Here is a 24,124-nt window from a genome sequence, read left to right on the forward strand (position 1 = left end):
CGGCTGCGGGGCTAGGCGAAGAGGTGGTCCATCGTGTCGACCTGCACGCGGCGCCCGGAGCCCTTCGTCTCTGCCGGGGCCGAGGACGGGACCGTCGCGTCGCGGGTGTCCATGAGCGCCACCGCCTCGGGGGTGAGGAAGCGGCTCGGCTTGGTCAGCACGTGCCGGGCGTTGAGGCTCGTGGGGTGGGTCGGCAGCCGGCTCGGAACGTAGACGTCGAGGTGGTCCCGGGCCCGGGTGAGCGCGACGTAGAACAGCCGCTGCTCCTCGGCCAGCCCGGCCTCGCTGGTCAGCGCCATGTCGGAGGGGATGGCCCCGTCGCAGGCGCGCAGCAGGTGGACGACGTCCCACTCCAGCCCCTTGGCGGAGTGGATCGTGCTCAGCACCAGATAGTCCTCGTCGAGGTACGGCGACTTCGCCCAGTCGGCGGCCACGGACGCCGGATCGATCGTCTGCTCGGCGACGAACGAGCGCAGGCTGGGCTGACGCGCGGCGGCCTCGGCCAGCCGGTCCACGTCGACCACGCGGCGCGACCAGTCGGCGTAGTGCTGCCGGATCAGCGGCCGGACCGCCTCGTGACAGGCCTCGACCACGTCCGCGACCCGGTCGGCGCTCTCGGCCGCGGCGAGCGCGGTGAGCGTCGCCTCCAGCCGGCCGCGCGCGTTCTTCGGCGCGGCGGCGACGACCTCCTCGAGCGCGTCGGTGACCCCGCCGGCGAGCAGCGGCGCGAGCGTCCGGGACGTCGCCTTGCCGATCGAGCGGTGCCGGGTGAGCAGGCGGTACCACGCCACCTCGTCGGAGGTGTTCGTCGCGACCCGGAAGGCGGCGAGCAGGTCGCGGACGTGCGCGGTCTCGAGGTAGCCGATCCCGCCGTACTTCACGAACGGGATGTCGCGCACCCGCAGCTCGATCTCCAGCTGCGCCGAGTGCACGCCGGTGCGCATGAGCACCCCCTGCTCGCGCAGGAGCACGCCCTCGGCCTGGGCGGCGAGCACCGTGTCGGCCACGGCGCGCGCCTCGTCGTCGGCGTTCTCGCAGTGATGGAGCCGGGGCCGCCCGCGGTCCACGTCGCGGTCGGCGACCAGCGTCAGCTCCATGTCGCCCGGGCGGACGAGGTTGGCCAGGTCGAGGATCTCCTGGGTGGACCGGAAGTTGCGCTCCAGCCGCACCACGGTCGCCGAGAGCGTCCGCGCCAGGTCGAGGAGGTGGCCGGCGTCGGCGCCGCGGAAGCCGTAGATCGCCTGGGCGTCGTCGCCGACCACGGTCAGGCCGATGCCCTCGGGGCGCAGCCCGCGCACGATGTCGACCTGGATGGAGTTGACGTCCTGGTACTCGTCGACCAGCACCCAGTCCCACCGGGCCCGCAGCCGCTCCCCCACCTGGGGGTCGGCCAGCAGCGCGCGGAAGTAGAGCAGCAGGTCGTCGAAGTCGAGCAGGCCGCGCTCGCGCTTGCGGGCGGCATAGGCCCGCAGCAGGGCGTTGATCTCCTCGGCGTGGTCGAGCGCCCAGGGGAACTGCTCGGCCATCACCTCGCGCGTGGGCACGCCGGTGTTGATCGCGCGCGAGCCGATGTCCGCCATGGTCATGGTGGTGGGCAGCCGCTGCTCGGTGCCGGTCAGGCCGTGCTCGGCGCGCATCAGGTCGAGCAGGTCGACGACGTCGTCGGTGTCGAGCACGCTGAAGTCCTCGAGCCCGAGGTGGTGGGTGTGCTCGGCGACGACGCGGTGGGCCACGGCATGGAACGTGCCGCTCCACACCCGCGCGGCCGCCCCAGGGTCACCGCACTGGGCGGCGGCCCGCTCCGTCATCGCTGCCGCGGCGCGGCGGGTGAAGGTGAGCAGCAGGACCCGCTCCGGCGGCACGCCGGACTCGAGCAGCCGGGCGACCCGCGCGGTCAGCACGCGGGTCTTGCCGGTGCCGGCGCCGGCGGCGATGACGAGCGGCTCGGCGCCGTGTTCGACGGCACTGCGCTGCGCCTCGTCCAGGTCCGCCAGCCACTCGCATTCGCTCATGCGTTCGATGGTAGGTCATCGAGCGCTGCCGCTGCGGCGACGCGCGGGCAGCCGACCGGCGGAGTGAGGCAGTGAGGGTCGGTGTCAGTCGTTCTGCGGGAAGCCGAGGTTGAGCCCGCCGTGGCTCGGGTCGAGCCAGCGCGAGGTCACCACCTTGCCGCGGGTGTAGAAGTGCACTCCCTCGGTGCCGTGCGCGTGGGTGTCGCCGAACAGGCTGTTCTTCCACCCGCCGAAGGAGTAGTAGGAGACCGGCACCGGGATGGGCACGTTGATGCCGACCATCCCGACCTCGACCTCGTCCTGGAACCTCCGCGCGGCTCCGCCGTCGTTGGTGAAGATCGCGGTGCCGTTGCCGTAGGGGTTGGCGTTGATCAGCTCCAGCCCCTCGTCGTAGGTCCGCACCCGCACCACCGAGAGCACCGGGCCGAAGATCTCGTCGTCGTAGACGCTCATCCCGGGCCGCACCTGGTCGAAGAGGGTCGGGGCGAGGAAGAAGCCGTCGCCGTCGGCGTCGTAGGTCCCCTCCCGGCCGTCGACCACGAGGGAGGCGCCGTCGGCCACGCCGGAGTCGAGGTAGGAGGTCACCTTGTCGCGGTGCGCGCCGGTGACCAGGGGCCCCATGTCCGAGCCACGGGTGCCGTCGCCGGTGCGCAGCTTGCCCATCCGGTCCTTGATCTTCTCCACCAGCTCGTCGGCGATCGAGTCGACGGCGACCAGGGCGGAGATCGCCATGCACCGCTCGCCGGCGGAGCCGAAGCCCGCGTTGATCGCGGCGTCGGCGGCCAGGTCGAGGTCGGCGTCGGGCAGGACGAGCATGTGGTTCTTCGCCCCGCCGAGCGCCTGGACCCGCTTGCCGTTGGCGGTGGCGGTCTCGTACACGTACTTCGCGATCGGGGTGGAGCCGACGAAGGAGACCGCCTTGATGTCGGGGTGCCCCAGCAGCGCGTCGACCGCCTCCTTGTCGCCGTTCACCACGTTCATCACGCCGTCGGGCAGGCCGGCCTCGGTCCACAGCTCGGCGACGGCGATGGTCGCCGACGGGTCCTTCTCGCTCGGCTTGATCACGACCGCGTTGCCGCAGGCGATGGCGACGGGCACAAACCACAGCGGCACCATCGCCGGGAAGTTGAACGGCGAGATCACCGCGACCACGCCGAGGCTCTGCCGCATGGAGTAGACGTCGACGTTGGTCGACGCGTTCTCGGTGTAGCCGCCCTTGATCAGCTGCGGGATGCCGCAGGCGAACTCGGCGACCTCCAGACCCCGCATCACCTCGCCGAGCGCGTCGCTGAGCACCTTGCCGTGCTCGGCGGTGATGAGCGCCGCGATCCGCTCGCGGTCCCGGTGCAGCAGCTCGCGGAACTTGAAGAGCACCTGGGTGCGCTTGGCCAGCGAGAGCGACCCCCAGCTGTCCTGCCAAGCCTGCTTCGCCCCGGTCACGACCTCGTCGACCAGGTCGGCGGACGCCAGGTCGAGCACGCCGGTGACCTCTCCGGTCGCCGGGTTGAAGACCTCGCTGGTGCGCTCGGCCGTGCCCTCCCAGGGAGAGCCGGCGATCAGGTGGGTGATGCGCGTGGGGTTGCTCATGGGTGGTTGTCCCTCAACTCGTCCGACTTTGTTCTAACATTCTAACAAGTCACCGCGGCGATGCCAACGTGGGCGTCGTCTCCCAGCGGTCCAGGTGGCCCCGGATCTGCTCGAGCATGAAGCGGCTGGACTCCTCGGCTCGGTCCTCCCAGGCGAAGACGCACGCGGTCAGGATGCCGTCGAAGCCGTTGCGCTCGAGCGCGGCGAAGAAGGCGTCGAAGTCCACCTCGCCCTGCCCCATGTCCAGGTGCTGGTGCACGGTCACCTCCGCCCCCGGCGGGTTCACGATGTAGCGCAGCCCCGAGCTCGCCGTGTGGTCGAACGCGTCGGCCAGGTGGCACATCGTGGTCAGCGGCCCCGCCTTGTCCAGGATCCCGTCCACGTCGTTGCCCTGGTGGAAGGTGTGCGGCGTGCAGTACAGGAACGACACGTTGTCGCTGTTGATCCCCCGGATCAGGTCGACCGCGCGCTTGCCGTCCTCCTCCCAGTAGTCGGGATGGGGCTCGAGCACCAGCCGGATCCCCTCCTTCTCGAACTCCGGCAGCAGCTCCTCCATGGACCGCCAGAACATCGCCTCGCAGACGTCCGGCTGGCGCGGGTTGCCGTTGAACTCGGAGTTCATCGTGTCCACGCCGAGCAGGGAGGCGAGCTGGATCGCCCGCTTCCAATACCGTACGGCGGCCTGCCGCTCGTCCTCGTCGGGACCGGACCAGCGGTAGAGCGGCAGGATCGAGGACACCCCGACCCCCGCCGCGTCCAGCTCCCGCCGGAAGTCCCGCACCGCCGCGTCGTTCACCCGCGGATGGGTGAAGAACGGGGTGAAGTCCTCCCGGGGGCTCAGCTCGATCCACTCGTAGCCGAGGTCGGCCACGACCCCCGGCAGGGTCGTCAGCGTGGTGGTGTTGCGGAACATGTGCGGGTCCAGCGCGATCTTCACGGGCGCGCCTCCAGCTTCACCTCGACCGGCTCGCCGGAGGCCAACGACGCCATGCCGGCCTCGCAGACCACCGTGGAGGCGTACCCGTCGTAGGCCGTCGGGCCGACGACCTCGCCCCGCCGGCTCGCGTCCACCCACGCCTGGACCTCCAGGTCGTAGGCGCGCTCGAACCGGACGCGGAAGTCCGGGTCCACCGAGCCGCCCCACTGGCCGAGGTCCTCGGCCACGTCCGGGGCGACGGTGGTGTAGAGCCCCGCCCACGGCCGGCCGGCGATCGCCGTACCCCGCTCGGCGACGGCCTCGCAGCGCACCTCGTAGCCGGTCTGGCAGTTCACGAACACCTCGTTGGTGACCACCGAGCCGCCGGCCATGGTGAACACCGAGACCTGGGGATCGGCGACCCCCTCGAAGGCCGCGGACGTGGGCGCGGGGCTGAGCACCTGGATCCGGGTGATCTCCTCCCCGAGCAGGAAGCGCGCCACGTCCACCTCGTGCACCATCGAGTCCCGCACGATCATCTCCGAGCGGAACTCCGGGTTCGGCACCGACTTGTTGCGGTGCGTCTGGTGCAGCAGCAGCGTGCGCCCGAGCCGGCCGGAGTCGAGCAGCTCCTTCATCTGGGCGTACTCCGGGTCGAAGCGACGCATGAAGCCGACCTGGATCATCGGCCGGCCCGCGCGGTGCTCGGCCTGCACGACCTCCCACGAGCTCTCGGCGTCCATCGTCAGCGGCTTCTCGCACAGCGCGTACTTCCCGTGCTCGATGCAGGCCATCAGCTGCTCGGGGTGCACGAAGCCGGGCGAGGCGATCAGCACCGCATCCACGCCCTCGTCCGCGATCAGCTCGAGCGGGTCCTCGATCACCCGCACGTCCGCGGCCCCGTCGGCCCGCAGGCCCTCGACGAGCTCGGTCGCCCGCGGGACGTCCGGGTCGCTCACCGCGACCAGGTCGGCTCCCGCGATCCTCCTGACCAGCCGGTCGGCGTGGTCGGCGCCCATCATGCCGACGCCGATCACCCCGACTCGCAGCGGCTGTCCCATCAACGCTCCTCACTGTTCTGTGCCGCCTCATCCTCGGCGGAGAGGTCGGCTTCGGGATCGGTCACCGGGGCCTGGATGTGCCCCGGCTCGTCGCTGACGTGGGGTACGTCGGCCCCGCGCAGCTCGTGCTTGAGCTCGTCGAGCTCCTGGCCACCGGCCATCTCCGCGGTGAGCTGGTCCAAGGTCAGCTCGTCGCGGTGGGCGTCGAGCACCACGTGACCCAGCTTGAGGATCACGAAGTGGTTGCCCACCAGATAGGCGTGGTGCGGGTTGTGGGTGATGAAGACGACGCCGAGCCCGGCATCGCGCGCCGCGGCGATGTACTTCAGCACCACCCCGGACTGCCGGACGCCGAGCGCGGCGGTCGGCTCGTCCAGGATGATCACCTTGGCGCCGAAGTAGATCGCCCGGGCGATCGCGATGCACTGCCGCTGACCGCCCGAGAGACCGCCGACCGGCCGGTCCAGATCGCCGATCTGGACGCCCATCTTCCGCAGCTCCTCATCGGCGATCTCCCGCATCCGGTTGCGGTCCAGCGAGAGCCCCTTGCGCAGCTCGTTGCCGAGGAAGAAGTTCCGCCAGACCGACATCAGCGGCGCGAGCGCCAGGTCCTGGTAGACGGTGGCGATCCCGAGCGCCTGCGCGGCCCGCGGCGAGGCGAGCTGCCGCTTGATCCCGTTGACGATGAAGTCGCCCTCGGTGTGCTCGTGCAGCCCCGCCATGATCTTGATCAGCGTGGACTTCCCCGCGCCGTTGTCGCCCAGCACGCAGGTGACCTCGCCCGGGAAGACCTCCAGCGAGACGCCGCGCAGCGCGTTGACGTTGCCGTAGGACTTGCCGACGTCGTCCATCACGACTAGCGGCTCGCGCCGAGTGGGCTCGGTCGTGGTCTCCTCCAGTGTCGCGGTCATAGCGCCTCCGCCCTCTTCTTAACCCACATGTTGACCAGCACGGCGCCGATGAGCATCACGCCGAGGAACGTCTTGAGCCAGTCCACGTCCCAGCCGGCGTAGGTGATGCCCAGGTTGGTCATCGCGTAGATGAGCGCACCGAGCGCCGCGCCCACCACCGAGCCGTAGCCGCCGGTGAGCAGGCAGCCGCCGATGACCGCGGCGATGATGTAGATGAACTCGTAGCCGACGCCCTGCCCCGACTGCACGGTGCTGTACTGGAACAGGTTGTGCATCCCGACCACCCAGGCGGCGAAGCCGGTGCCCATGAAGAGCAGCGTCTTGGTCCGCACGACGGGTACGCCGACCGCGCGCGCCGCCGCCGGGTCTCCGCCGGAGGCGAAGATCCAGTTCCCCGCACGGGTGCGCAGCAGCACCCAGGAGAGCAGGATGGTCAGCACGATCCAGTAGAACACCGAGACGTTGAGACTCAAGGACGTGTCGTTGAACCACAGATTGATGACGACGGGGGACGCGAAGACCGCGGCCGCGCTGCTGTAGCCGTCCATGTCGGAGATGCTCTTCGAGGACACCCCGCCGGTGACCAGGCGCGTCACCGCCAGGTTGATCCCGGTGAGCACGAAGTAGGTGCCCAGGGTGACCAGGAAGCTCGGCAACCCGGTCAGATGCAGCAGCCAGCCGTTGAAGGCGCCCACCGCCAGCGAGAAGACCAGGGCGAGCAGCACCCCGACCCACACGTTGAGCCCGAGGTACCACGTGGCGTGGGCGGCGGTCAGCGACGACGCGGTGACCGCGACGCCGGTCGACAGGTCGAACTCCCCGCCGATCATCAGCATGGCCACGAAGATCGCCATGATCCCCAGGGTCGAGGACTGGTAGAGGATCGTGTCGATGTTGCCGATCTGGCGGAACTTGGGCGCCACGGTGCTGAAGATGATCGCCACGGCGATCGCGCCGATCAGGGCGCCCACGCCGGGCATCCCCAGCAACGTGGTCGTCAGCGACCGGGAGCGGACCCGGTCGTCGGCCACCTCGGGCGTTGCGGTTGCGGTGCTCATCGGCCGACCTACCGGGTGCCGTTCGCGGCGAACTTCGAGACCTGGTCGATGTTCTCCTGGTCGATGAAGGCCGGCCCGGTCGCGACGTTGCCGCCGCCGCCGATGGTGTTGCCGTTGTTGATGTAGAGCCACAGCGAGTCCACCGCGAGGTAGCCCTGCAGGAAGGGCTGCTGGTCGATCGCCCACTGGACGTCGCCCGCCTCGACCGCCTTGACCAGCTCGGCGTTGGTGTCGAAGGTGCCGATCTTGGCCTCGCTGCCGGCGCTCTGGACGGCGTCCACCGCGTTCAGGGCGAACGGCGCGCCGAGAGTGACCACCCAGTCGACGCTGTCGTCCTCGGTCAGCTTGGCCTCGATGTTGGTGACCACGGCGGCGGAGTCCCGGCCGTCGACGTACAGCCTCTGCACCTTGGTGCCCGACCCGGCGCCCTCGATGATGCCGTCGCAGCGGTCCTCGAGCTGCTGCTGCCCCTGCTCCTGGATCACGCAGAGCACGTTCTTCGCGCCGTCCTCGACCAGCCGCTCGCCCACCGCGTTGCCGGCGTCGGTCTCGGCCTGGCCGAAGTAGCCCAGCGCCCCCAAGTCCATCGCGTCGGTGCCGCCGGCGTTGAACATGGTCACCGGGATGTCGGCCTCGATCGCCGCCTTGATCGCCGGGCCGATGGCGCCGGTGTTCGGGTCGGTGACCGCGATGCCGTCCACGTCCTTGTCGATGGCGGCCTGGATCAGCTGCGCCTGCTTGGTCGCGTCGGGATCGTTGGTGTACTCCAGGTTGACGTTGTCCTTGGCCGCCGCGGCCTCGGCGCCCTTGCGGATGATGTCCCAGAACGTGTCGCCCGGGGCCTGGTGGGTGATCATCGCGATGGTGATCTCCTCGGTGTTCGCCTGCCCGGCGTTCATGCCTGAGCTCTCCTCCTGCTGCCGTCCTCCGCTGGAGGAGCAGGCGGTGAGGCCCAGCGTCAGCGCCGCGGCGAGGGCCACCACGCGTGCTCGTGTGTGTCGGGACATCTGGTTCCTGCCTTTCGTTGCTCCGCCGCTCCTACGGCGACGGCGTACTGGGGGATGAGGGAGTCGGAGGGTGCAGACGGGTCATCGCAGCGGCCCGCATCCCTGGAGGTAGGCCCGGGTGCGCTCGGCGATCGGCATCGGCTGGTCCGGGTCGCAGGGGTACATGTCCTGCTCGACGATGGCGAACAGCTCGATGTCCAGGCCGGCGAGCGCGTCCAGGATCGGCGGCATCTCGGGGACGCCCTGCGGCGGCTCGCACATGACGCCGAGCTTGACCGCCTCGCCGAAGCCCATGCCCTCGGCCTCGACCCGCGCCAGCACGGCCGGGTCGACCTGCTTGAGGTGGGCATAGCCGATCCGCGGGCCGTAGTCGGCGATCAGCTTCAGGTTGTCCCCGCCGCAGTAGGACAGGTGACCGGTGTCCAGGCACAGGGTGACCAGGTCGGGGTCGGTCTCGTGCAGGAACCGCTCGACGTTCTCGTGGGTGTCCACGTGGGTGTCGGCGTGCGGGTGGAACTGGATCTGCAGGCCGAACTCCTCGCGGATCCGGCGGGCCAGCTCGTTCATCTGCCGGGCGTACGCCGGCCACTGCTCGGCGCTCAGCGCACTGTCCTCCAGCACCTCGCCGGTGGCGGGGTCGCGCCAGAAGTCGGGGATCACCACGAGGTGCCGGGCGCCCATCGCGGCGGTCAGCGTGGCCGCGGCGGAGACGTCCTTCCAGGTGGAGTCCCACGAGTCCGGACGGTGCAGGTGCTCGAAGATGGTGCCGGCGGTCATGGTCAGCCCCCGGGCGTCCAGCTCGTCCTTGAGCCGGGCGGGGTCGGTGGGCAGGTAGCCGTAGGGCCCGAGCTCGATCCGCGTGTAGCCGGAGGCCTGGACCTCGTCCAGGAAGCGCTGCCACGGGGTCTGCGCCGGGTCGTCGGCGTACCACACACCCCAGGAGTCGGGGGCGGTTCCGAGGTAGGCGGGCGTGCTCATCATGCTCCTTCGCTGGATTCGCTGGGGGTCAGGAAGTTCTGCTGTCGCTGCTGGTGCTCCAGGTAGCGCGCGTAGGCCTCCTGGGTGCTCTCCAGGTCCGAGACCTGGCTGACCGGGACGTCCCACCACGACTCGCTGTCGGGGGCGTAGACGGTCGGATCGGTGCGCACGTGGATGACGACGGGACCGCCATCGGCGGGGGCGGCCTTGGCCTGCTTGATCGCGTCGGCCAGCTCCTCGCGGGAGGCCACCTCGATCACCGTCGCGCCGAGGCTGCGGGCGTTCGCGGCCAGGTCCACGGGGAGTACGTCGCCGTCGAGCGTCCCGTCCTCGGAGCGGTAGCGGTAACGGGTGCCGAAGCGCTGGGAGCCGAGCTCCTCCGACAGCGAGCCGATGGAGTGGAAGCCCTGGTTCTGCACCAGGACCACGATCACCTTGGTCCGCTCCTGCACGGCGGTCACCAGCTCGGTCGGCATCATCAGGTAGCCGCCGTCGCCGACCATCGCGAACACGTCCCGGCTCGGGTCGGCCCACCGGATGCCGATCGAGGCCGGCACCTCATAGCCCATGCAGGAGTAGCCGTACTCCACGTGGTAGCCCTTGCGGTCCCGCACCCGCCACAGCTTGTGCAGGTCGCCCGGCATCGAGCCGGCGGCGCACAGCACCACGTCGCGCGGGTCGGAGAGCTCGTTGACCGCGCCGAGGACCTCGCCCTGGGTGAGCAGGCCGTCCGCGAGCGCGTCGGTGACGTCGGCGCCGGGGCGGTACGCCGCCTCCACGCGCTCGTCCCACTCGCCCCACAGCCGGGCCTGCTCGTCGCGGTAACCCTGGGGCACCGACCAGTCGGCGAGCTCCTCGGCGAGCGCGGTGAGCGCCTCCCGGGCGTCGGCGACCACCGAGACCCCCGACTGCTTGCCGGCGTCGAAGCTCGCCACGTTGATGTTGACGAACCGGGCGTCGGGCCCGAAGGCGGTGCGCGAGGCGGTGGTGAAGTCCTGCCACCGAGTGCCGACCCCGATCACCACGTCGGCCTCGCGCGCCATCGCGTTCGCCGCCGTGGTGCCGGTCGAGCCGATCGCGCCGAGCAGCTGCGGGTGGCCGTGCGGCAGCGAGCCCTTGCCCGCCTGCGACTCCCCCACCGGGATCCCGGTGGCGTCGCAGAGCGCGGCGAGCGCGACCTCGGCGCCGGAGTAGTGGACACCGCCGCCCGCGACCAGCAACGGCCGCTCCGCCTGCCGGATCAGCTCCGCGGCCGCCTCGATCCGGGAAACCTCGGCCGGCGGCCGAGCGATGTGCCATACCCGGTCGGCGAAGAGCTCGACCGGCCAGTCGTGCGCCTCCGCCTGCACGTCCTGCGGCAGCGCGACCGTGACGGCGCCGGTCTCGACCGGGTCGGTCAGCACCCGCATCGCGCCCAGCAGGGCGCCGGGCAGCTGCTCGGCTCGGTTGACCCGGTCGAAATATCGCGAGAGCGGCCGGAAGGCGTCGTTGACCGTCACGTCACCGGCGTACGGCGCCTCCAGCTCCTGCAGCACCGGGGCCGACCGGCGGGTGGCGAAGGTCCCCGAGGGGAGCAGCAGCACCGGGATCCGGTTGATCGTGGCCAGCGCGGCACCGGTCAGCATGTTGGTGGACCCGGGGCCGACCGAGGCGGTGCAGGCCCAGGTCTGCAGCCGGTCCCGCTGTCGTGCGTAGGCGACCGCGGTGTGCACCATCGCCTGCTCGTTGCGCGCCAGGACATAGGGCAGGCCGGGCTCCTCGCCGGCCTCGTGGGCCAGCGTCTCCTGCTGCAGCAGCGCCTGGCCGACCCCGGCGACGTTGCCGTGCCCGAAGATGCCCAGGCAGCCGGCGAACAGCCGCTGCCGCTCGCCGTCCCGCTCGGACCACTGGTGTGACAGGAACTCGACGGTGGCCTGGGCCACCGTCAGGCGCACGGTCGCGCTCATGTTTCTCCTCCCATGGGCAGCCGGGGGTCGACCTGCTGGTCGCCCCAGGTGTCGCGGACCCAGGCGTGCGCCGGGTCGTCGCAGATCAGCCAGGCCCGGACCGGCCCGGGACCGGCCATCACGTTCAGGTAGTAGAGGTCGTAGCCCGGGGGCGCCATGGCGGGCCCGTGCCAGCCGTGCGGCACCAGCACCACGTCCCCGGTGCGCACCTCGGCGAGGACGTCGATGGGCCGCTCGTCGGTGCCGTAGACGCGCTGGTAGCCCACTGGACGGCTCTGGCCGGCTTCGCCGGGCTGTCCTTCTCCAGGTCCAGCAGGCTCGCTTCGCTCGCGCTGGACCTCGAAGTAGTAGATCTCCTCGAGCTCGGTCTCCTCCCCGTCCCGCTCCTCGTCGTGCTTGTGCGGGGGGTAGGAGCTCCAGTTGCCGGCGGGCGTCACCACCTCGCAGGCGATGATCCGGTCGGCGCCGAGCACGTCGGGGACACCGAAGTTGCGCACCTCGCGGGAGGCGATGCCGGCACCGCGCAGCTCGACCGGGACCTCGTCCACCCGGACGTGCCGGAAGGGGTACGACGCGGCGCCGCCCGGCACCGCGGCGGCACAGAGCGCCACCCGGCTGCCCTCCCCCGCACCGGTCAGCCGGAGCGACCAGCCGGCCGGGACGAAGGCCACGTCGGTGGGCCCGGCGAAGACGGAGGCCCGCCCGGCCAGGGACGCACCCGCCTCGGTGCCGCTGGGGCCCGCGGCGGCGACGTCGACCGGGCCGGCGAGCGGCACGACGACGTACTCCCAGGCCCCGGCGGGCACCTCCAGCTGCTCACCCGCGTCCAGCGTGGCGATCCGCAGGCCGGTGTGCTGCCAGCCCTCGGTCCGGTCGTCGATCACCAGGTCGAAGCCGTCGCGCGGTGCGGCGTCGGCGCGCACCACCCACTGCTGGTCGCTCATCGCGCACCTCCGTGCACCATCTCCGCCGCGATGTCCACTGCGGTCGCCACATCGCCGTCCTGCGGGTAGAGCAGGGCGCGTCCGACGACCAGGCCGCGCACGGGCCCCAGCCCGAGGGCCTTGCGCCAGGAGGCGTAGGTGCCCTCGGGCTCCCCCTTCGGGTCCCCTCCCAGGAGCAGGGTGGGCAGGGTGGTGGCCTCCATGACCCGCTCGAGGTCGTCCACCACCGGCAGCTTGAGCCAGGTGTAGGCGCTGGTCGCCCCCAGGCCGGAGGCGACGTGGATCGACTTGATCGTGCTGTCCGGGTCGAGCAGGTTGCGGACGCGGCCGTTCTCCCGCACCGACCAGAAGGGCTCGATCATCGCCATCAGCCGGCGGGCGGCGAGCTGGTCGATCGCCTGCGCGGTCGCCTCCAGGGTCGCGGCGGTGCCGGGGTCGCCGAGGCAGACCCGGGTGAGCGTCTTGCCGCCGTCGAGGCCACGCTCGGCGAGCTGGTCGGCGGTCCATCCCGTGAACCGGTCGTCCAGCTCGAAGGACGCGCCCTGCAGGCCGCCGCGGTTCATCGAGCCGACGACGACCTTGTCCTCCAGGGCGCCCATGAGGAGCAGGTCGTCGAGGATGTCCGCGGTGCCGAGCACCCCGTCCACGCCAGGGCGCGCCAGGGCGGTCGCCAACCGGTCCAGCAGGTCCTGCCGGCCGGCCATCGCCATCGGGTCCTCGCGGACGCCCAGGGCGCCGCGGGCCGGGTGGTCGGCGGCCACGACGAGCAGCCGGCCGTCGCTCCCGAGCAACGGGCGCCGGGACCGGGCGGACCACGCCTCGGCGACCCGCTGCGGCTCGCGGGCGCGGATGTCGGTGAGGTTCATCAGCGCTCTCCCCTGCTCGCGTCGAGCGCCTGCTCGACCTCGTCGGCCGTTGGCATCGCCGTGGAGCACTCCAGGCGGCCGGCGACGATGGCGCCGGCCACGTTGGCGAACTCCAGGATCCGGCGCAGGTCCCAGCCGGACAGCAGCCCGTGCACCAGGGCGCCGCCGAAGGCGTCGCCGGCACCGAGGCCGTTGACCACGTCCACGGGGTACGGCGGGACCTCGACCCGCTCGTCGGCGGTCACCGCGAGCACGCCCTTGGGCCCCTGCTTGACGATCGCCAGCTCCAGCCCGCGCTCCAGCAGGGCCTCCGCCGCGCGCTCCGGGTCGGTCTCGCCGACGGCGACCTCGCACTCCTCGCGGTTGCCCACCGCGATGGTGACGTGCTCCAGCGCCCGGCCGACCTGCTCGCTCGCCTCGGCGGGATCGGGCCAGAACATCGGCCGGTAGTCCAGGTCGAGCACCGTGTGCCAGCGCCGCTCCCGCTCGCGCCAGGCAGCGAAGTGGGTCGCGCGCGACGGCTCCTGGGACAGCCCCGTGACGGTGGACCAGAAGACCCTGGCGTCCCGGATCTCCTGCAGGGGCAGGTCGGAGACCTCCAGCTGCAGGTCCGGGGCCGTGGGGTATCGGTAGAAGTAGAGCGGGAAGTCGTCGGGCGGGAAGACCTCGCAGAACGTGACGGGCGTTGGCGGGCCCTCGTTCGCGGTGATCCAGGTCCCGTCGACGCCGAGCCGCTCCGCCTCCATCCGGACGTACCGGCCGAAGGGGTCGTCGCCGGTCCGGGTGACCAGTGCGGCGCTGTGCCCGTGCCGGGCCGCGGCGACGGCGACGTTGGTCGCCGAGCCCCCGAGGAACTTCTCGAAGGTCCTCACCTCCTCCAGGCCGACGCCGTGCTGCAGCGGATAGATGTCCACGCCGGTGCGGCCCATGCTGACCAGGTCGAAGCTCACCGGACACCTCCCACCGCGTCCATCGACACCGGCTGACCCTTGGCGCGGGACAGCTCGCAGGCCTCGGCGACCCGGAACGCCTCCAGGGCGTCCCGGACGGTGCAGGGGCTGGCGATCCGGCCGGCGGCCACGTCGCAGAACGCGGCGAGCTCGGCGCGGTAGGCCGGCTGGAACCGCTCCATGAAGGACCACTTCTGCGGGCCGCGGGGATAGTCGACGCCCGCCTCAGCCGAGCGGACCGCGAGCGAGTCGTCGTACCCCACTCCGAGGGTGCCCTCCGAGCCGAGCACCTCCATCCGCACGTCGTGCCCGGCGCCGTTGTAACGGGTCGCCGTGACGGAGACCAGGGTGTCGTCGTCCAGGGTGAGCACCGCCGCGGCGGTGTCGACGTCGCCGGCCTCGCGGAAGAACGCCGCCCCCTTGTTGGCGCCCGTGGCGAAGACCGAGGCGACCTCGCGGCCGGTGACGAACCGCAGGATGTCGAAGTCGTGGACCGAGCAGTCGCGGTAGAGACCGCCGCTGGTCGGGATGTACGCCGCGTGCGGTGGCGCCTGGTCGTGCGTCATCGCCCGCACCGAGTGCAGGAACCCGAGCTCGCCGGCGGCGACCGCCTCCCGGGCGCGGCGGTAGCCCGCGTCGAAGCGACGCTGGAACCCGACATGGACCGGGACCCCGCTGGACTCGACGACGTCGACCAGGTCGACGGTCTCCTCCAGGGTGAGGGCGAGCGGCTTCTCGCAGAAGGTGGGGATGCCCGCGGCCACGGCCTGTCGCAGCAGGTCGGCGTGGGTGGAGGTGGAGCTCGCGATGACCACGCCGTCCACGCCGGACAACAGGGCGTCGGTGTCCGGGGCGATCTCGTGGCCGCCCTCGTCGGCGAGCCGGTGGGCCGCCTCCGGGACGGCGTCGTGCACGACCACCGTGTCGACCTCCTCCAGGCCCGCGATGGTCGAGGCGTGAAAGGCTCCGATCCTTCCCGCGCCGGCCAGTCCGATCCGCATCTCCCACCCCTTCGCCGTGGCTGTGTGACGACGAACACTGTGGCGGACCTCGGGAGCCCACGTCAATAGTTTGTTCTGACATTCGCACTTTCAACCTTTGTCGCATGGAGGGTCTACCATTCCCGCATGGCCGCACTGCAGGTTCCCGTCACGATCGACCGCTCCTCCCCCGTGCCGCTCTACCACCAGCTCGCCGAGCAGCTCGGGAACGCGATCAACGACGGCCGCCTACAGCCCGGCGACCCGTTCGAGAACGAGGTGGCGGTCGCCGAGCGGCTCAGCCTCTCGCGGCCGACCGTCCGGCGCGCGATCCAGGAGCTGGTCGACCAGGGCCTGCTGATCCGGCGTCGCGGGCTGGGCACGACGGTGAGCAACCGCAAGATCCACCGCCGCTTCGAGCTCTCCAGCCTGTGGGACGACCTGGACCGGGAGGGGCGCACCCCGCGCACCGAGGTGCTCTCGGTCGAGATCGAGGAGAGCGAGCAGGCCGCCGCGGCCCTGGACCTGCCCCTGGAGACCCCCCTGCTGCACGTGGAGCGGGTGCGCTACGCCGGCGACCTGCCGCTGGCGATCCTGCACAACTGGCTGCCGCCCGCCCACGCGGAGATCGAGGAGGACGAGCTGCGCACCACCGGGCTCTACGCGGCCCTGCGCGCCCGCGGGGTCAAGCCCGTCGTCGCCCAGCAGAGCATCGGCGCCCGGATGCCCTCGGCCGCCGAGCGCCGGCACCTGCGGATCAAGGGCGGCGCCCAGCCGGTCCTGACCATGACCCGGGCCGCCTTCGATGCCGCCGGGCAGCCCGTGGAGTTCGGCGACCACTGCTACCGGGCCTCGGACTACACCATCGACCTGATGGTGGACGAGCGCTGACGGCTTTGTTAGAACATTTTTTCATTCTGACTATTGCACATGTGAGATGAGGCTGGCACAGTCTCGTCGGGTACCGGACCACCTGGCTCCCCCTGGGGAGGAACGATGAGCCATCCCGATCCGTCCACCACATCCGTCACGCTGCCGCCCGACGAGCCCGGACCGCACTCGCGGCGCCTCGGCCTGGTGGCCGTCATCGCCACCTTCGGCGGCCTGCTCTTCGGCTACGACACCGGAGTGATCAACGGCGCGCTGGAGCCGATGAAGGACGACCTCGGGCTGACGGCCTTCACCGAGGGCTTCGTGGTCAGCATCCTGATCTTCGGCGCCGCCTTCGGCGCCCTCATCGGCGGCCAGCTCTCCGACCGCTACGGCCGGCGGCACAACATCTTGATGCTGGCCATCATCTTCGTCTTCGGGACCCTGGGCTGCGTGTTCGCGCCCACCTGGCAGATCCTCGCCTTCTTCCGGCTGGTGCTGGGCCTGGCCGTCGGCGGCGCGTCCGCGACCGTGCCGGTCTACCTCGCCGAGGTGTCCCCCTACGAGCGCCGCGGCTCGCTGGTCACCCGCAACGAGGTGATGATCGTCTCCGGCCAGTTCGCCGCCTTCGTCATCAACGCGATCATCTTCAAGCTCTGGGGCGAGCACGACGCGGTCTGGCGCTACATGCTCGTGGTCGCCGTGCTCCCCGCGATCGCCCTGTTCTTCGGCATGCTGCGGATGCCGGAGAGCCCGCGCTGGCTGTCCTCCCAGGACCGGGACGCGGAGGCCCTCGCGGTCCTCGAGCAGGTGCGGACCAAGGAGCGGGCTCGCGCGGAGATGGCCGAGGTGCACGCCCTGGCCGAGGAGGAGAAGGAGGCCCAGACCGGCGGCTGGGCCGACCTCGCCGTGCCGTGGATCCGCCGCCTGGTGATCATCGGCATCGGGCTGGGCATCTTCCAGCAGTTCACCGGCATCAACTCGATCATGTACTACGGCAGCCAGCTGCTGGTCGACGCCGGCTTCTCCGAGGAGTCCGCGCTCGTCGCCAACACCCTCAACGGCCTGTTCAGCGTGCTGGGCATCACCGTCGGGATCCTGCTGATGAACAGGATCAACCGCCGCACCATGCTGCTGGGCGGGTTCACCCTGACCACGATCTTCCACGTCCTGGTCGGCGCGTCAGCGCTGCTGTTCCCCGACAACGCCGCGAAGCCCTACGTGATCCTGGTCTTCGTCGTGCTCTTCGTCTTCAGCATGCAGGGCACCATCGGGCCGCTGGTGTGGCTGCTGCTCGCCGAGATGTTCCCGCTGAAGATCCGCAGCTTCGCGATGGGCGTGTGCGTCTTCGCTCTGTGGATCGCCAACGCGAGCGTCGCCTTCGGCTTCCCGCCGTTCGTGGAGGCGGTGGGCATCGCCTCGACCTTCTTCGTCTTCGCCGGCCTGGGCGTGCTGGCCCTGCTGTTCGTGTACACCATGGTCCCCGAGACCCGCGGCAAGACACTGGAGCAGTTCGAGGACGACTTCCGGACCGCGCACGCCTGACCCCACCCCGAGAGAGAGGAGCCCGCGATGACTGTGCTCGTCGCCGTACCCGACACCCCCGAGGGCGCGGCCGCACTGGCGGCCGCGGCCGACGAGGCGCGACTGGTCGGGACCGACCTGGTCGTGATGAACCTGTCGCTCACCCCGTTCGACGCCGCCCGCCTGCCCGACGGAGTGGGCACGACCGTGGTCGAGCGCTCCGGTCGCGGCGACCGGGATCCCGCCGAGGCGGTGCTGGACGAGATCCGCGACCGCGACATCGGCCTGCTGGTGATCGGCCTGAAGCGCCGTACGCCGGTCGGCAAGGCGCTGCTGGGCAGCGTGAGCCAGCGACTGCTGCTCGAGTCGCCGGTGCCGGTGCTGGCCGTCAAGGCCGGCTGAGCCAGGCTGCTGAGGCGGGGCCTCAGGCGTCCTTGCCCTCCGACTCCTCGGCGGGCTCATCGGCGGGCTCTGCGGCGTCGGACCCGGCGGTCTCGGCCTGCTCCGAGGCCTCGGCCTCCGGCTCGCCGATGGTGCCGTCCGGGCGCAGGTTCGCCAGCTCGACGTGGTTGCCGGAGCCGTCGGTGACCTTCGCGGACTCGACCACGGTGGCCAGCGCCTTGCCGCGCAGGATCTCCTGCACCAGCTCGGGGATGTGGTTGTGCTCGAACATGTGGTTCGCGAACTCCTGCGGGTCCTGGCCGGAGGCCTGGGCGCGGCGCAGGATGTGGTCGGAGAGGTCCTGCTGCTCGACCCCGACCTCCTCCTTCTTCGCGATCTCGTCGAGGATGAACTGCGCGACCAGGGCGTCGCGGACCCGCCGCTCCAGCTCGGCCTCGAACTCCTCGACGGTCTGCCCCTCGTCCTCGAGGTACTTCTCCATCGTGAGGCCGGACATCATCAGCTGCTGCTCGACGGACTGGCGGCGCGCGTTCAGCTCGTCGGCGACCAGCGTGTCGGGGAGGGGTACGTCGACCTGGTCGACGAGCACCTCGAGCACCGCGTCGCGGGCCTCGGCGGCCTGCTCGAGCCGCTTGCCGCGCTGCAGGCGCTCGCGCACGTCCTCGGTGAGCTCGTCGACGGTGTCGAACTCCGAGGCCATCTGGGCGAACTCGTCGTCCAGCTCGGGGAGCTCCTGCTCCTGGACCTGGGTGACGGTGACGGCCACGTCGACGTCCTCGCCGACCAGGTCGCCGCCCACGAGCTGGGAGGAGAAGGTCTTCTCCTCCCCGGCCTCCATGCCGGCCAGCGCCTCGTCCAGTCCGTCCAGCATGCCGCCGCGGCCGACCTGGTAGGACATGCCGGAGACCTGGGCGCCCTCGACGGCCTCGCCGTCCTGGGTGGCGGCCAGGTCGATGGTCACGAAGTCGCCGTCCGCGGCGGCCCGGTCCACCTCGGTCAGCGTGCCGAAGCGCTCGCGGAGCGCCTGGACCTGCTCGGCGACGTCCTCGTCGGAGACGGCGACGTCCTCGACGGAGGCCTCGACGCCGGAGTAGTCGGGCAGCTCGAACTCGGGCTTGACGTCCAGCTCCGCGGTGAACTCCACCACGTCGTTGTCCTCGAGCTTGGTGACCTCGATCTCCGGCTGCGAGAGCGGCTCGATCGAGTTCTCCTGGATCGCCTCCATGTACTTCTGGGGGACGACCTCGTTGATCGCCTGCTCCAGCACGGCACCGCGGCCGACCTGACGGTCGATCACCATCGGCGGAACCTTCCCGCGGCGGAAGCCGGGGACGTTGATCTGCTGCGCGATCTGCTTGTACGCCTTGTCGAGGCTCGGCTTGAGCTCCTCGAAGGGCACCTCGACGGTCAGCTTGGCCCGGGTCGGGCTCAAGGTCTCGACGGCGCTCTTCACAGGTGGTCTCCTCAGGTGGTGTCGGGTGGTGCGGGGGCTCGGTGCGTGCACTGCCTCCGTCGGGGCGACAGGACTCGAACCTGCGATCTCCTGCTCCCAAAGCAGGCGCGCTAGCCACTACGCTACGCCCCGCCACGGCGGCCGGACGCGGGCGTCCGACCTCGTGGAGCGGATGACGGGAATCGAACCCGCGTAGCCAGTTTGGAAGACTGGGGCTCTACCATTGAGCTACATCCGCCTGCACCGGAAATCGTGCGTGGTCATGGTGCCACATCGGCGGCTGAGCGCCCCAACTCGGGCGCTGCCCCGGACCCGGTCTCAGCGCCGGTGCAGCAGCAGCAGCGCGGCGTCGTCGTCGCGGGAGCCGAGCAGGTTCACCAGCCGGTCGGCCCGCTCCTCCAGCTCGCCGTGCAGCTCCTTCTCCGCGGTGCCGAGCAGCCGGTCGATGCCGAGCGCCAGCTCGCGCGAGGAGGTCTCGACCAGCCCGTCGGTGTAAAGGAGGACCACGTCGCCCCGGTCGATGCGGCCGTGGAAGGGCTCGAACTCCACACCCTCCAGCAGCCCGAGCACCGGGCCCTCGGTCTCGCGCACCAGCCAGCGGCCGCTGCCGGAGACCAGGTGCACGCCCGGCGGGTGGCCCGCCGTACGCAGCTCGAAGATCCCCGTCCGCAGGTCCATGACCAGGTGGATGGCGGTCGCGAAGCCCTCCGACCACTCCTGACGGCACAGGTAGTCGTTGCTCTCGGCGAGGAACCGTCCGGCCGGCAGCGCGCCCATCAGGCCGCCCATGGCACCGGAGAGCAGCAGTGCGCGGGTGCCGGCCTCGCTCCCCTTGCCCGAGACGTCGACGACCGCGAGCTGGACCAGATCCCCCTTGCGGAAGCCGACGGCGAAGTCGCCGGAGAACGGGGTGCCGCCCGCCGACCGGTGGGCGTACTCCAGGAACCAGTCATCCGGCAGCGCCGGCAGCGACCCCTGCCGGTTGATCCGGTCGCGCAGGTCGACGAACATCTCCTCCCCGCGCATCCCGCCCACGCCCAGGCGCGAGCGCCGGAAGGACACGATCAGGATCAGCAGCGCCAGGGCGAAGACCGTGCCGACGCGGGTCACCAGCGCACTGAGCGGGACGTCCGCCCCCTGTCGCGACAGCCCCAGCACGGTGAACCCCATGGTGGTCACCACGAACCACGGCAGCACCCGCGGCGAGAGCCACAGCGACCCCATGGTCAGCGGCAGGACCAGGGTGCTCATCGGCCAGACCCTCGGATAGACCATCACCAGCGCGGTGAGCACCGCGCCGAGGAGCAGCAGCGACACCAGCAGCGACGTCTCGCTCTCGGCGAGTCGGCCGAGACGGGTCGCACGGGCGCGCTGCACCGACTCCCGGCGAGACCTGGTGGGGCTCATCGTGTCCTTCGGGGTGAGGGGTCGGCTCACTGTACGGCGCGGGAGCGGAACACGGGCTGACATCGCGGACACCAGAACGAGTTGCGCGCCTTGAGGACGTCGGTGCGGACCGAGGCACCGCAGACGAAGCAGGGCTGCCCGGTCCTCCGGTAGACGTAGACCTCGCCGCCATGATCGTCCTTGCGGGGCAGACGGCCCATCGCCTCCGGCGTGTGCTCGGGGCGCACGGTGTCGATCCGGCCGGTGCGCACCCCCTCGGCCATCAGCTCGACCAGGTCCTGCCAGATCGCCGCGAACTGGCCGCGCCGCAGCGTCCGCCCGGGCCGCAGGGGGTGGATCCGATGACGGAACAGCACCTCGGCGCGGTAGACATTGCCGACGCCGGCCAGCACCGCCTGGTCCATCAGCAGGTCGCCGATGGAGCGGTCCGAGCGCCGGATCCGCTGCCAGGCCACGTCCGGGTCCGCGTCCGCGCGCAGCGGGTCGGGGCCGAGCCCGGCGATCACCTCGTCGCGACGCTCGGGCGTGATGAGCGCGCACCGGGTGGCTCCGCGCAGGTCGGCATAGGCCCAGGTCCCGTCGGGGTACGGCGCCGCCAGGCGCAGCCGCACCTGGCCGACCGGCGCCGGCAGGTCCGCCGCACCCGTGGTGACGTCGAAGGAGCCGATGAGGCCGAGGTGGACGTGCACGATGTGGTCGCCGTCCAGGTCGACGAACAGGTGCTTGCCGGCCGACTCCGCGCCCTGCAGGACACTGCCGTCCAGCAGCGCCGCCTCCGCCTCGAAGCGCCCCTGCGGCGAGCCGACGCGCACCCGGTGACCGGCGAAGGCGGCGTCCACGTCGTCGGCCAGCCGTCGCAGGGTGTGTCCCTCAGGCATCGGGGCTCTGCGCTCGGGCGGACTCCGGCAGCGGCGGCAGACCGCCGCCGTTCTCGTACGTCGTCAGCTGCGCGATCCGCCGGACGTGTCGCTCGTCCCCGGAGAACGGGGTCTCGAGGAAGATCCGCACGAACCGGGTCATGTCGTCCAGCGGGTGCATCCGCCCGCCGACGGAGAGCACGTTGGCGTCGTTGTGCTCGCGCGCCAGGGTGGCGGTCTCGTCGGACCAGACCAGCGCGGCCCGCACGCCCCGCACCTTGTTCGCGGCGATCTGCTCCCCGTTGCCGGAGCCGCCGATCACCACACCGAGGGCGGGGACACCCGCCTCCTGGTCGGCGACCACGCCCTCGGCGGCGCGCAGGCAGAACACCGGGTAGTCGTCGAGGGCGTCGTAGACGAAGGGGCCGTGGTCGACGGGCTCGTAGCCGTGGTCGGCGAGCCAGCGGACGAGGTGGTCCTTGAGCTCGAGGCCAGCGTGGTCGGAACCGATGTGGACGCGCATGGCGGCATCCTCTCAGCCCGTCGGCCCGGCGGCTCAGCGTAGGTCGAGCAGCGGGGCCAGCAGCCGGGCGAGCGCCGCCCCGTCCTCGCCGCGGACCTCGGGCACCTCCGGCGGCGAGGAGTCGCGGTGCTGGGCGGCCCGCGCGACCGGCGTACCGTGCGAGAGCACCTGCTCCCCCGCGCCCAGCTCGCGGATCGCGATGGCCCGGACGTTGCCGGGGTGCTCGCGGGCGAACTCGCCGTAGAGCTCGGGGTCGTGCTGCCCGTCGTCCCCGACCAGCAGCCAGCGGATGCCCGGGAAGTCGGCGGCCAGCCCGCGCAGCGAGGCGCGCTTGTGCTCCTGCCCGGAGCGGAACCAGCCGGTGTTGGTCGGCCCCCAGTCGGTCAGCAGCATCGGCCCCCGGGGGTATCCGTGGGTGGCCAGGAACCGCTCGAGCGTGGACGCGGTGTTCCACGCCCCGGTGCTGACGTAGAACGTCGGCGCACCCGGATGGGCCCGCAGCACCTCCTGGTAGAGCACCGCCATGCCCGGCACCGGGCGGCGGGCGTGCTCGGGCAGCACGAAGGTGTTGTAGGCCGCCACCATCGGCCGCGGCAGATAGGTCCGGAGCACCGTGTCGTCGATGTCGGAGACCAGCCCGAACGGCTGGGACTCGTCGACCACCAGGATCCGCGCCCTCGCCGGGGCGCTCTTGGGCGTGCGCATCCGCACCTCGTGCCAGCCCGGCGCCCAGCCGGGGTTGGGCAGCCGGACGTCGAGCTGGCCGCTGCGATCCGTGGCGACCTCGTGCTCGTCCTCCCCCAGCGTGACGGTCACCCGCTGGTGCGGCACCTCCGCGGTGAGGAAATTGCGCCAGCCGCGGCGGTAGGCCTGCTGCTCGGCACGGGCGGTCGCGGCCGGCTCGTCGGCGTCGGGCGCCGGCGCGTGCACGACCCGGGCGAGGACCCGTACGAAGTCGCGGCCGCCGTACCCGGTGAGCGGGACCATCAGGTGCGCCCACCCCCGCCGGTCCAGGACGCCGCCGAGGGCGGAGTTCCAGCTGTCCTCGACCAAGCTGGCCCAGTGCGGACGGGTCATGCCCAATGTCTACCGAACCGGGCGAGCAGGTGCCACACCCGCTTCACCGTCTGCGGGTCGTGCCGCCCCGACCGGGCCGCCGCGGCGACCACGTCCGGGGTGAGCTCGACACCGAGCTCGACCGCCAGGCGGTAGGGCTCCTCACCGCGGTAGGCCGCGCTCAGGCGTGCCGTGTCGACCCGATAGCCCGGATGCAGCTCCACCGGACAGCCGAGCCGCTCCGCCGCCACGTGCACCGGGCCGTCGGCATGGGCCGGGTCGAGGACCACGGCCGCCACGTCGCGGTCGAAGCGCACCCCGCCGTGCACCTGGGCCTCCACGTAGTCGTCGAGCCGGTCCCACTCCGGGTCCGCGGCCCGCTCGTCGGCCAGCGCGACCAGGTCGGTCAGCCGCTCCGGGCCGCCGTACTCCTCGGGGTCGAAGACCGAGTCGGGGAAGCAGTACGTCGCCCGCGCGGCGGCCTCCTCGGTGAGCCGGACGTAGGCCGAGCCGAAGCGCGGGCTGCCCCCGTAGGGGTCGTCGGAGCGGTTCCAGGCGCCGTAGACCGGCCGGTCGGCGGCCGGTCGGTCGTCGTACCTCCCGGCGAAGAGCCGGCTCTCCCACGCCCAGCGCAGGCCACCCGGGTGCGCGAACAGCCCACCGTTGGACGTGCCCGTCTCGAACTGGCTGCGGTAGGCGCCGTCCTGCGCCATCGCCTCGATCACCAGCCCGTCGCCGAAGGGCCAGTCGGGATGGAAGTGCAGGGTCAGGGCGGGCACGCGCAGCAGTGTGCCCTCCCGGGCCGGTGCCCGCGAC

The 24,124-nt window shown here is 71.5% G+C and carries 22 protein-coding genes and 2 tRNA genes; 3 read left to right on the plus strand and 21 right to left on the minus strand.

Going from position 1 to position 24,124, the window contains the following annotated elements; all coding sequences use genetic code 11:
• Positions 1-11: 11 nt before the first annotated feature.
• The 13 genes from K8W59_RS14275 to K8W59_RS14335 all read right to left on the minus strand — a co-directional run bounded on the left by K8W59_RS14275 (position 12) and on the right by K8W59_RS14335 (position 15,237).
• A complete protein-coding gene (locus K8W59_RS14275; RefSeq protein WP_223394973.1) occupies positions 12-2,012 on the minus strand; it encodes an ATP-dependent helicase in 2,001 nt (666 codons plus the stop codon).
• Positions 2,013-2,096: 84 nt separating this feature from the next.
• Positions 2,097-3,599: a CoA-acylating methylmalonate-semialdehyde dehydrogenase gene (locus K8W59_RS14280; RefSeq protein WP_223394975.1), complete on the minus strand. Its 1,503-nt coding sequence runs from the start codon at positions 3,597-3,599 to the stop codon at positions 2,097-2,099.
• 49 nt (positions 3,600-3,648) lie between these two features.
• Positions 3,649-4,536, minus strand: a complete 888-nt coding sequence (locus K8W59_RS14285) for a sugar phosphate isomerase/epimerase family protein (protein WP_223394977.1) — start codon at positions 4,534-4,536, stop codon at positions 3,649-3,651.
• Positions 4,533-5,576 (minus strand): Gfo/Idh/MocA family protein, encoded by a 1,044-nt coding sequence (locus K8W59_RS14290; protein WP_223394978.1) that lies wholly within the window; start codon positions 5,574-5,576, stop codon positions 4,533-4,535. Before K8W59_RS14290 ends, K8W59_RS14285 begins: the two co-directional genes overlap by 4 nt.
• Complete coding sequence (locus K8W59_RS14295) at positions 5,576-6,487, minus strand: ATP-binding cassette domain-containing protein (RefSeq protein WP_223394980.1); 912 nt, start codon at positions 6,485-6,487, stop codon at positions 5,576-5,578. Before K8W59_RS14295 ends, K8W59_RS14290 begins: the two co-directional genes overlap by 1 nt.
• Positions 6,484-7,545 carry an ABC transporter permease gene (locus tag K8W59_RS14300; RefSeq protein ID WP_223394982.1) on the minus strand — a complete coding sequence of 354 codons (1,062 nt, stop codon included), beginning with the start codon at positions 7,543-7,545 and terminating at the stop codon, positions 6,484-6,486. The genes K8W59_RS14295 and K8W59_RS14300 overlap by 4 nt, the downstream gene beginning before the upstream one ends.
• A gap of 8 nt (positions 7,546-7,553) precedes the next feature.
• Complete coding sequence (locus K8W59_RS14305) at positions 7,554-8,552, minus strand: substrate-binding domain-containing protein (protein ID WP_223394984.1); 999 nt, start codon at positions 8,550-8,552, stop codon at positions 7,554-7,556.
• Between the two features lie 81 nt (positions 8,553-8,633).
• Complete coding sequence (locus tag K8W59_RS14310; protein ID WP_223394985.1) at positions 8,634-9,530, minus strand: sugar phosphate isomerase/epimerase family protein; 897 nt, start codon at positions 9,528-9,530, stop codon at positions 8,634-8,636.
• Entirely contained in the window at positions 9,530-11,476 is a 1,947-nt protein-coding gene (iolD, locus tag K8W59_RS14315; RefSeq protein WP_223394987.1) for a 3D-(3,5/4)-trihydroxycyclohexane-1,2-dione acylhydrolase (decyclizing), read from the minus strand. Before iolD ends, K8W59_RS14310 begins: the two co-directional genes overlap by 1 nt.
• Positions 11,473-12,420, minus strand: coding sequence for a 5-deoxy-glucuronate isomerase (gene iolB / locus K8W59_RS14320; RefSeq protein WP_223394989.1), 948 nt, complete (start codon positions 12,418-12,420; stop codon positions 11,473-11,475). The genes iolD and iolB overlap by 4 nt, the downstream gene beginning before the upstream one ends.
• Complete coding sequence (locus tag K8W59_RS14325; protein WP_223394991.1) at positions 12,417-13,286, minus strand: class I fructose-bisphosphate aldolase; 870 nt, start codon at positions 13,284-13,286, stop codon at positions 12,417-12,419. The genes iolB and K8W59_RS14325 overlap by 4 nt, the downstream gene beginning before the upstream one ends.
• Entirely contained in the window at positions 13,286-14,236 is a 951-nt protein-coding gene (iolC, locus tag K8W59_RS14330) for a 5-dehydro-2-deoxygluconokinase (protein WP_263283250.1), read from the minus strand. The genes K8W59_RS14325 and iolC overlap by 1 nt, the downstream gene beginning before the upstream one ends.
• Entirely contained in the window at positions 14,233-15,237 is a 1,005-nt protein-coding gene (locus K8W59_RS14335) for a Gfo/Idh/MocA family protein (RefSeq protein WP_223394993.1), read from the minus strand. The genes iolC and K8W59_RS14335 overlap by 4 nt, the downstream gene beginning before the upstream one ends.
• Before the next feature lie 126 nt (positions 15,238-15,363).
• Here K8W59_RS14335 and K8W59_RS14340 point away from each other — a divergent pair, with 126 nt between their 5' ends.
• From K8W59_RS14340 to K8W59_RS14350, 3 genes are all read left to right on the plus strand, one after another.
• Positions 15,364-16,107 (plus strand): GntR family transcriptional regulator, encoded by a 744-nt coding sequence (locus K8W59_RS14340; RefSeq protein ID WP_223394995.1) that lies wholly within the window; start codon positions 15,364-15,366, stop codon positions 16,105-16,107.
• Between the two features lie 105 nt (positions 16,108-16,212).
• Entirely contained in the window at positions 16,213-17,631 is a 1,419-nt protein-coding gene (locus K8W59_RS14345; protein ID WP_223394997.1) for a sugar porter family MFS transporter, read from the plus strand.
• 27 nt (positions 17,632-17,658) lie between these two features.
• On the plus strand, positions 17,659-18,012 hold the full coding sequence (locus K8W59_RS14350; protein ID WP_223394999.1) for a universal stress protein: 354 nt from the start codon (positions 17,659-17,661) through the stop codon (positions 18,010-18,012).
• Positions 18,013-18,034: 22 nt separating this feature from the next.
• On the opposite strand, the gene tig is transcribed toward K8W59_RS14350, so the two are convergent.
• From tig to K8W59_RS14390, 8 genes are all read right to left on the minus strand, one after another.
• Positions 18,035-19,465, minus strand: a complete 1,431-nt coding sequence (tig, locus tag K8W59_RS14355) for a trigger factor (protein WP_223395001.1) — start codon at positions 19,463-19,465, stop codon at positions 18,035-18,037.
• A 59-nt stretch (positions 19,466-19,524) separates the two neighbouring features.
• Positions 19,525-19,597 (minus strand) — tRNA-Pro (locus tag K8W59_RS14360).
• A gap of 32 nt (positions 19,598-19,629) precedes the next feature.
• Positions 19,630-19,703 (minus strand) — tRNA-Gly (locus K8W59_RS14365).
• 80 nt (positions 19,704-19,783) lie between these two features.
• Positions 19,784-20,872, minus strand: coding sequence for a PP2C family protein-serine/threonine phosphatase (locus K8W59_RS14370; protein WP_223395003.1), 1,089 nt, complete (start codon positions 20,870-20,872; stop codon positions 19,784-19,786).
• A 26-nt stretch (positions 20,873-20,898) separates the two neighbouring features.
• Positions 20,899-21,750: an Fpg/Nei family DNA glycosylase gene (locus tag K8W59_RS14375; RefSeq protein WP_223395005.1), complete on the minus strand. Its 852-nt coding sequence runs from the start codon at positions 21,748-21,750 to the stop codon at positions 20,899-20,901.
• Entirely contained in the window at positions 21,743-22,252 is a 510-nt protein-coding gene (locus tag K8W59_RS14380; protein WP_223395007.1) for a ribose-5-phosphate isomerase, read from the minus strand. Before K8W59_RS14380 ends, K8W59_RS14375 begins: the two co-directional genes overlap by 8 nt.
• Before the next feature lie 33 nt (positions 22,253-22,285).
• Complete coding sequence (locus K8W59_RS14385; RefSeq protein WP_223395009.1) at positions 22,286-23,329, minus strand: App1 family protein; 1,044 nt, start codon at positions 23,327-23,329, stop codon at positions 22,286-22,288.
• Positions 23,326-24,087 (minus strand): DUF3626 domain-containing protein, encoded by a 762-nt coding sequence (locus K8W59_RS14390; protein ID WP_223395011.1) that lies wholly within the window; start codon positions 24,085-24,087, stop codon positions 23,326-23,328. Before K8W59_RS14390 ends, K8W59_RS14385 begins: the two co-directional genes overlap by 4 nt.
• Between the last annotated feature and the right edge of the window lie 37 nt (positions 24,088-24,124).

Source organism: Nocardioides rotundus, assembly GCF_019931675.1.
Taxonomy (GTDB): Bacteria; Actinomycetota; Actinomycetes; order Propionibacteriales; family Nocardioidaceae; genus Nocardioides; species Nocardioides rotundus.

What these genes read in the sequence shown, in the direction of transcription:
- K8W59_RS14280 (WP_223394975.1), bottom strand. Translation starts at nt 3,599, where the DNA reads ATGAGCAACCCCACGCGCATCACCCACCTGATCGCCGGCTCTCCCTGG.
- K8W59_RS14345 (WP_223394997.1), top strand. Translation starts at nt 16,213, where the DNA reads ATGAGCCATCCCGATCCGTCCACCACATCCGTCACGCTGCCGCCCGAC.
- K8W59_RS14335 (WP_223394993.1), bottom strand. Translation starts at nt 15,237, where the DNA reads ATGCGGATCGGACTGGCCGGCGCGGGAAGGATCGGAGCCTTTCACGCC.
- K8W59_RS14310 (WP_223394985.1), bottom strand. Translation starts at nt 9,530, where the DNA reads ATGAGCACGCCCGCCTACCTCGGAACCGCCCCCGACTCCTGGGGTGTG.
- iolD (WP_223394987.1), bottom strand. Translation starts at nt 11,476, where the DNA reads ATGAGCGCGACCGTGCGCCTGACGGTGGCCCAGGCCACCGTCGAGTTC.
- K8W59_RS14290 (WP_223394978.1), bottom strand. Translation starts at nt 5,576, where the DNA reads ATGGGACAGCCGCTGCGAGTCGGGGTGATCGGCGTCGGCATGATGGGC.
- K8W59_RS14300 (WP_223394982.1), bottom strand. Translation starts at nt 7,545, where the DNA reads ATGAGCACCGCAACCGCAACGCCCGAGGTGGCCGACGACCGGGTCCGC.
- K8W59_RS14385 (WP_223395009.1), bottom strand. Translation starts at nt 23,329, where the DNA reads ATGACCCGTCCGCACTGGGCCAGCTTGGTCGAGGACAGCTGGAACTCC.
- K8W59_RS14375 (WP_223395005.1), bottom strand. Translation starts at nt 21,750, where the DNA reads ATGCCTGAGGGACACACCCTGCGACGGCTGGCCGACGACGTGGACGCC.
- K8W59_RS14340 (WP_223394995.1), top strand. Translation starts at nt 15,364, where the DNA reads ATGGCCGCACTGCAGGTTCCCGTCACGATCGACCGCTCCTCCCCCGTG.
- iolB (WP_223394989.1), bottom strand. Translation starts at nt 12,420, where the DNA reads ATGAGCGACCAGCAGTGGGTGGTGCGCGCCGACGCCGCACCGCGCGAC.
- K8W59_RS14295 (WP_223394980.1), bottom strand. Translation starts at nt 6,487, where the DNA reads ATGACCGCGACACTGGAGGAGACCACGACCGAGCCCACTCGGCGCGAG.
- K8W59_RS14275 (WP_223394973.1), bottom strand. Translation starts at nt 2,012, where the DNA reads ATGAGCGAATGCGAGTGGCTGGCGGACCTGGACGAGGCGCAGCGCAGT.
- K8W59_RS14305 (WP_223394984.1), bottom strand. Translation starts at nt 8,552, where the DNA reads ATGTCCCGACACACACGAGCACGCGTGGTGGCCCTCGCCGCGGCGCTG.
- K8W59_RS14380 (WP_223395007.1), bottom strand. Translation starts at nt 22,252, where the DNA reads ATGCGCGTCCACATCGGTTCCGACCACGCTGGCCTCGAGCTCAAGGAC.
- K8W59_RS14325 (WP_223394991.1), bottom strand. Translation starts at nt 13,286, where the DNA reads ATGAACCTCACCGACATCCGCGCCCGCGAGCCGCAGCGGGTCGCCGAG.
- K8W59_RS14350 (WP_223394999.1), top strand. Translation starts at nt 17,659, where the DNA reads ATGACTGTGCTCGTCGCCGTACCCGACACCCCCGAGGGCGCGGCCGCA.
- K8W59_RS14370 (WP_223395003.1), bottom strand. Translation starts at nt 20,872, where the DNA reads ATGAGCCCCACCAGGTCTCGCCGGGAGTCGGTGCAGCGCGCCCGTGCG.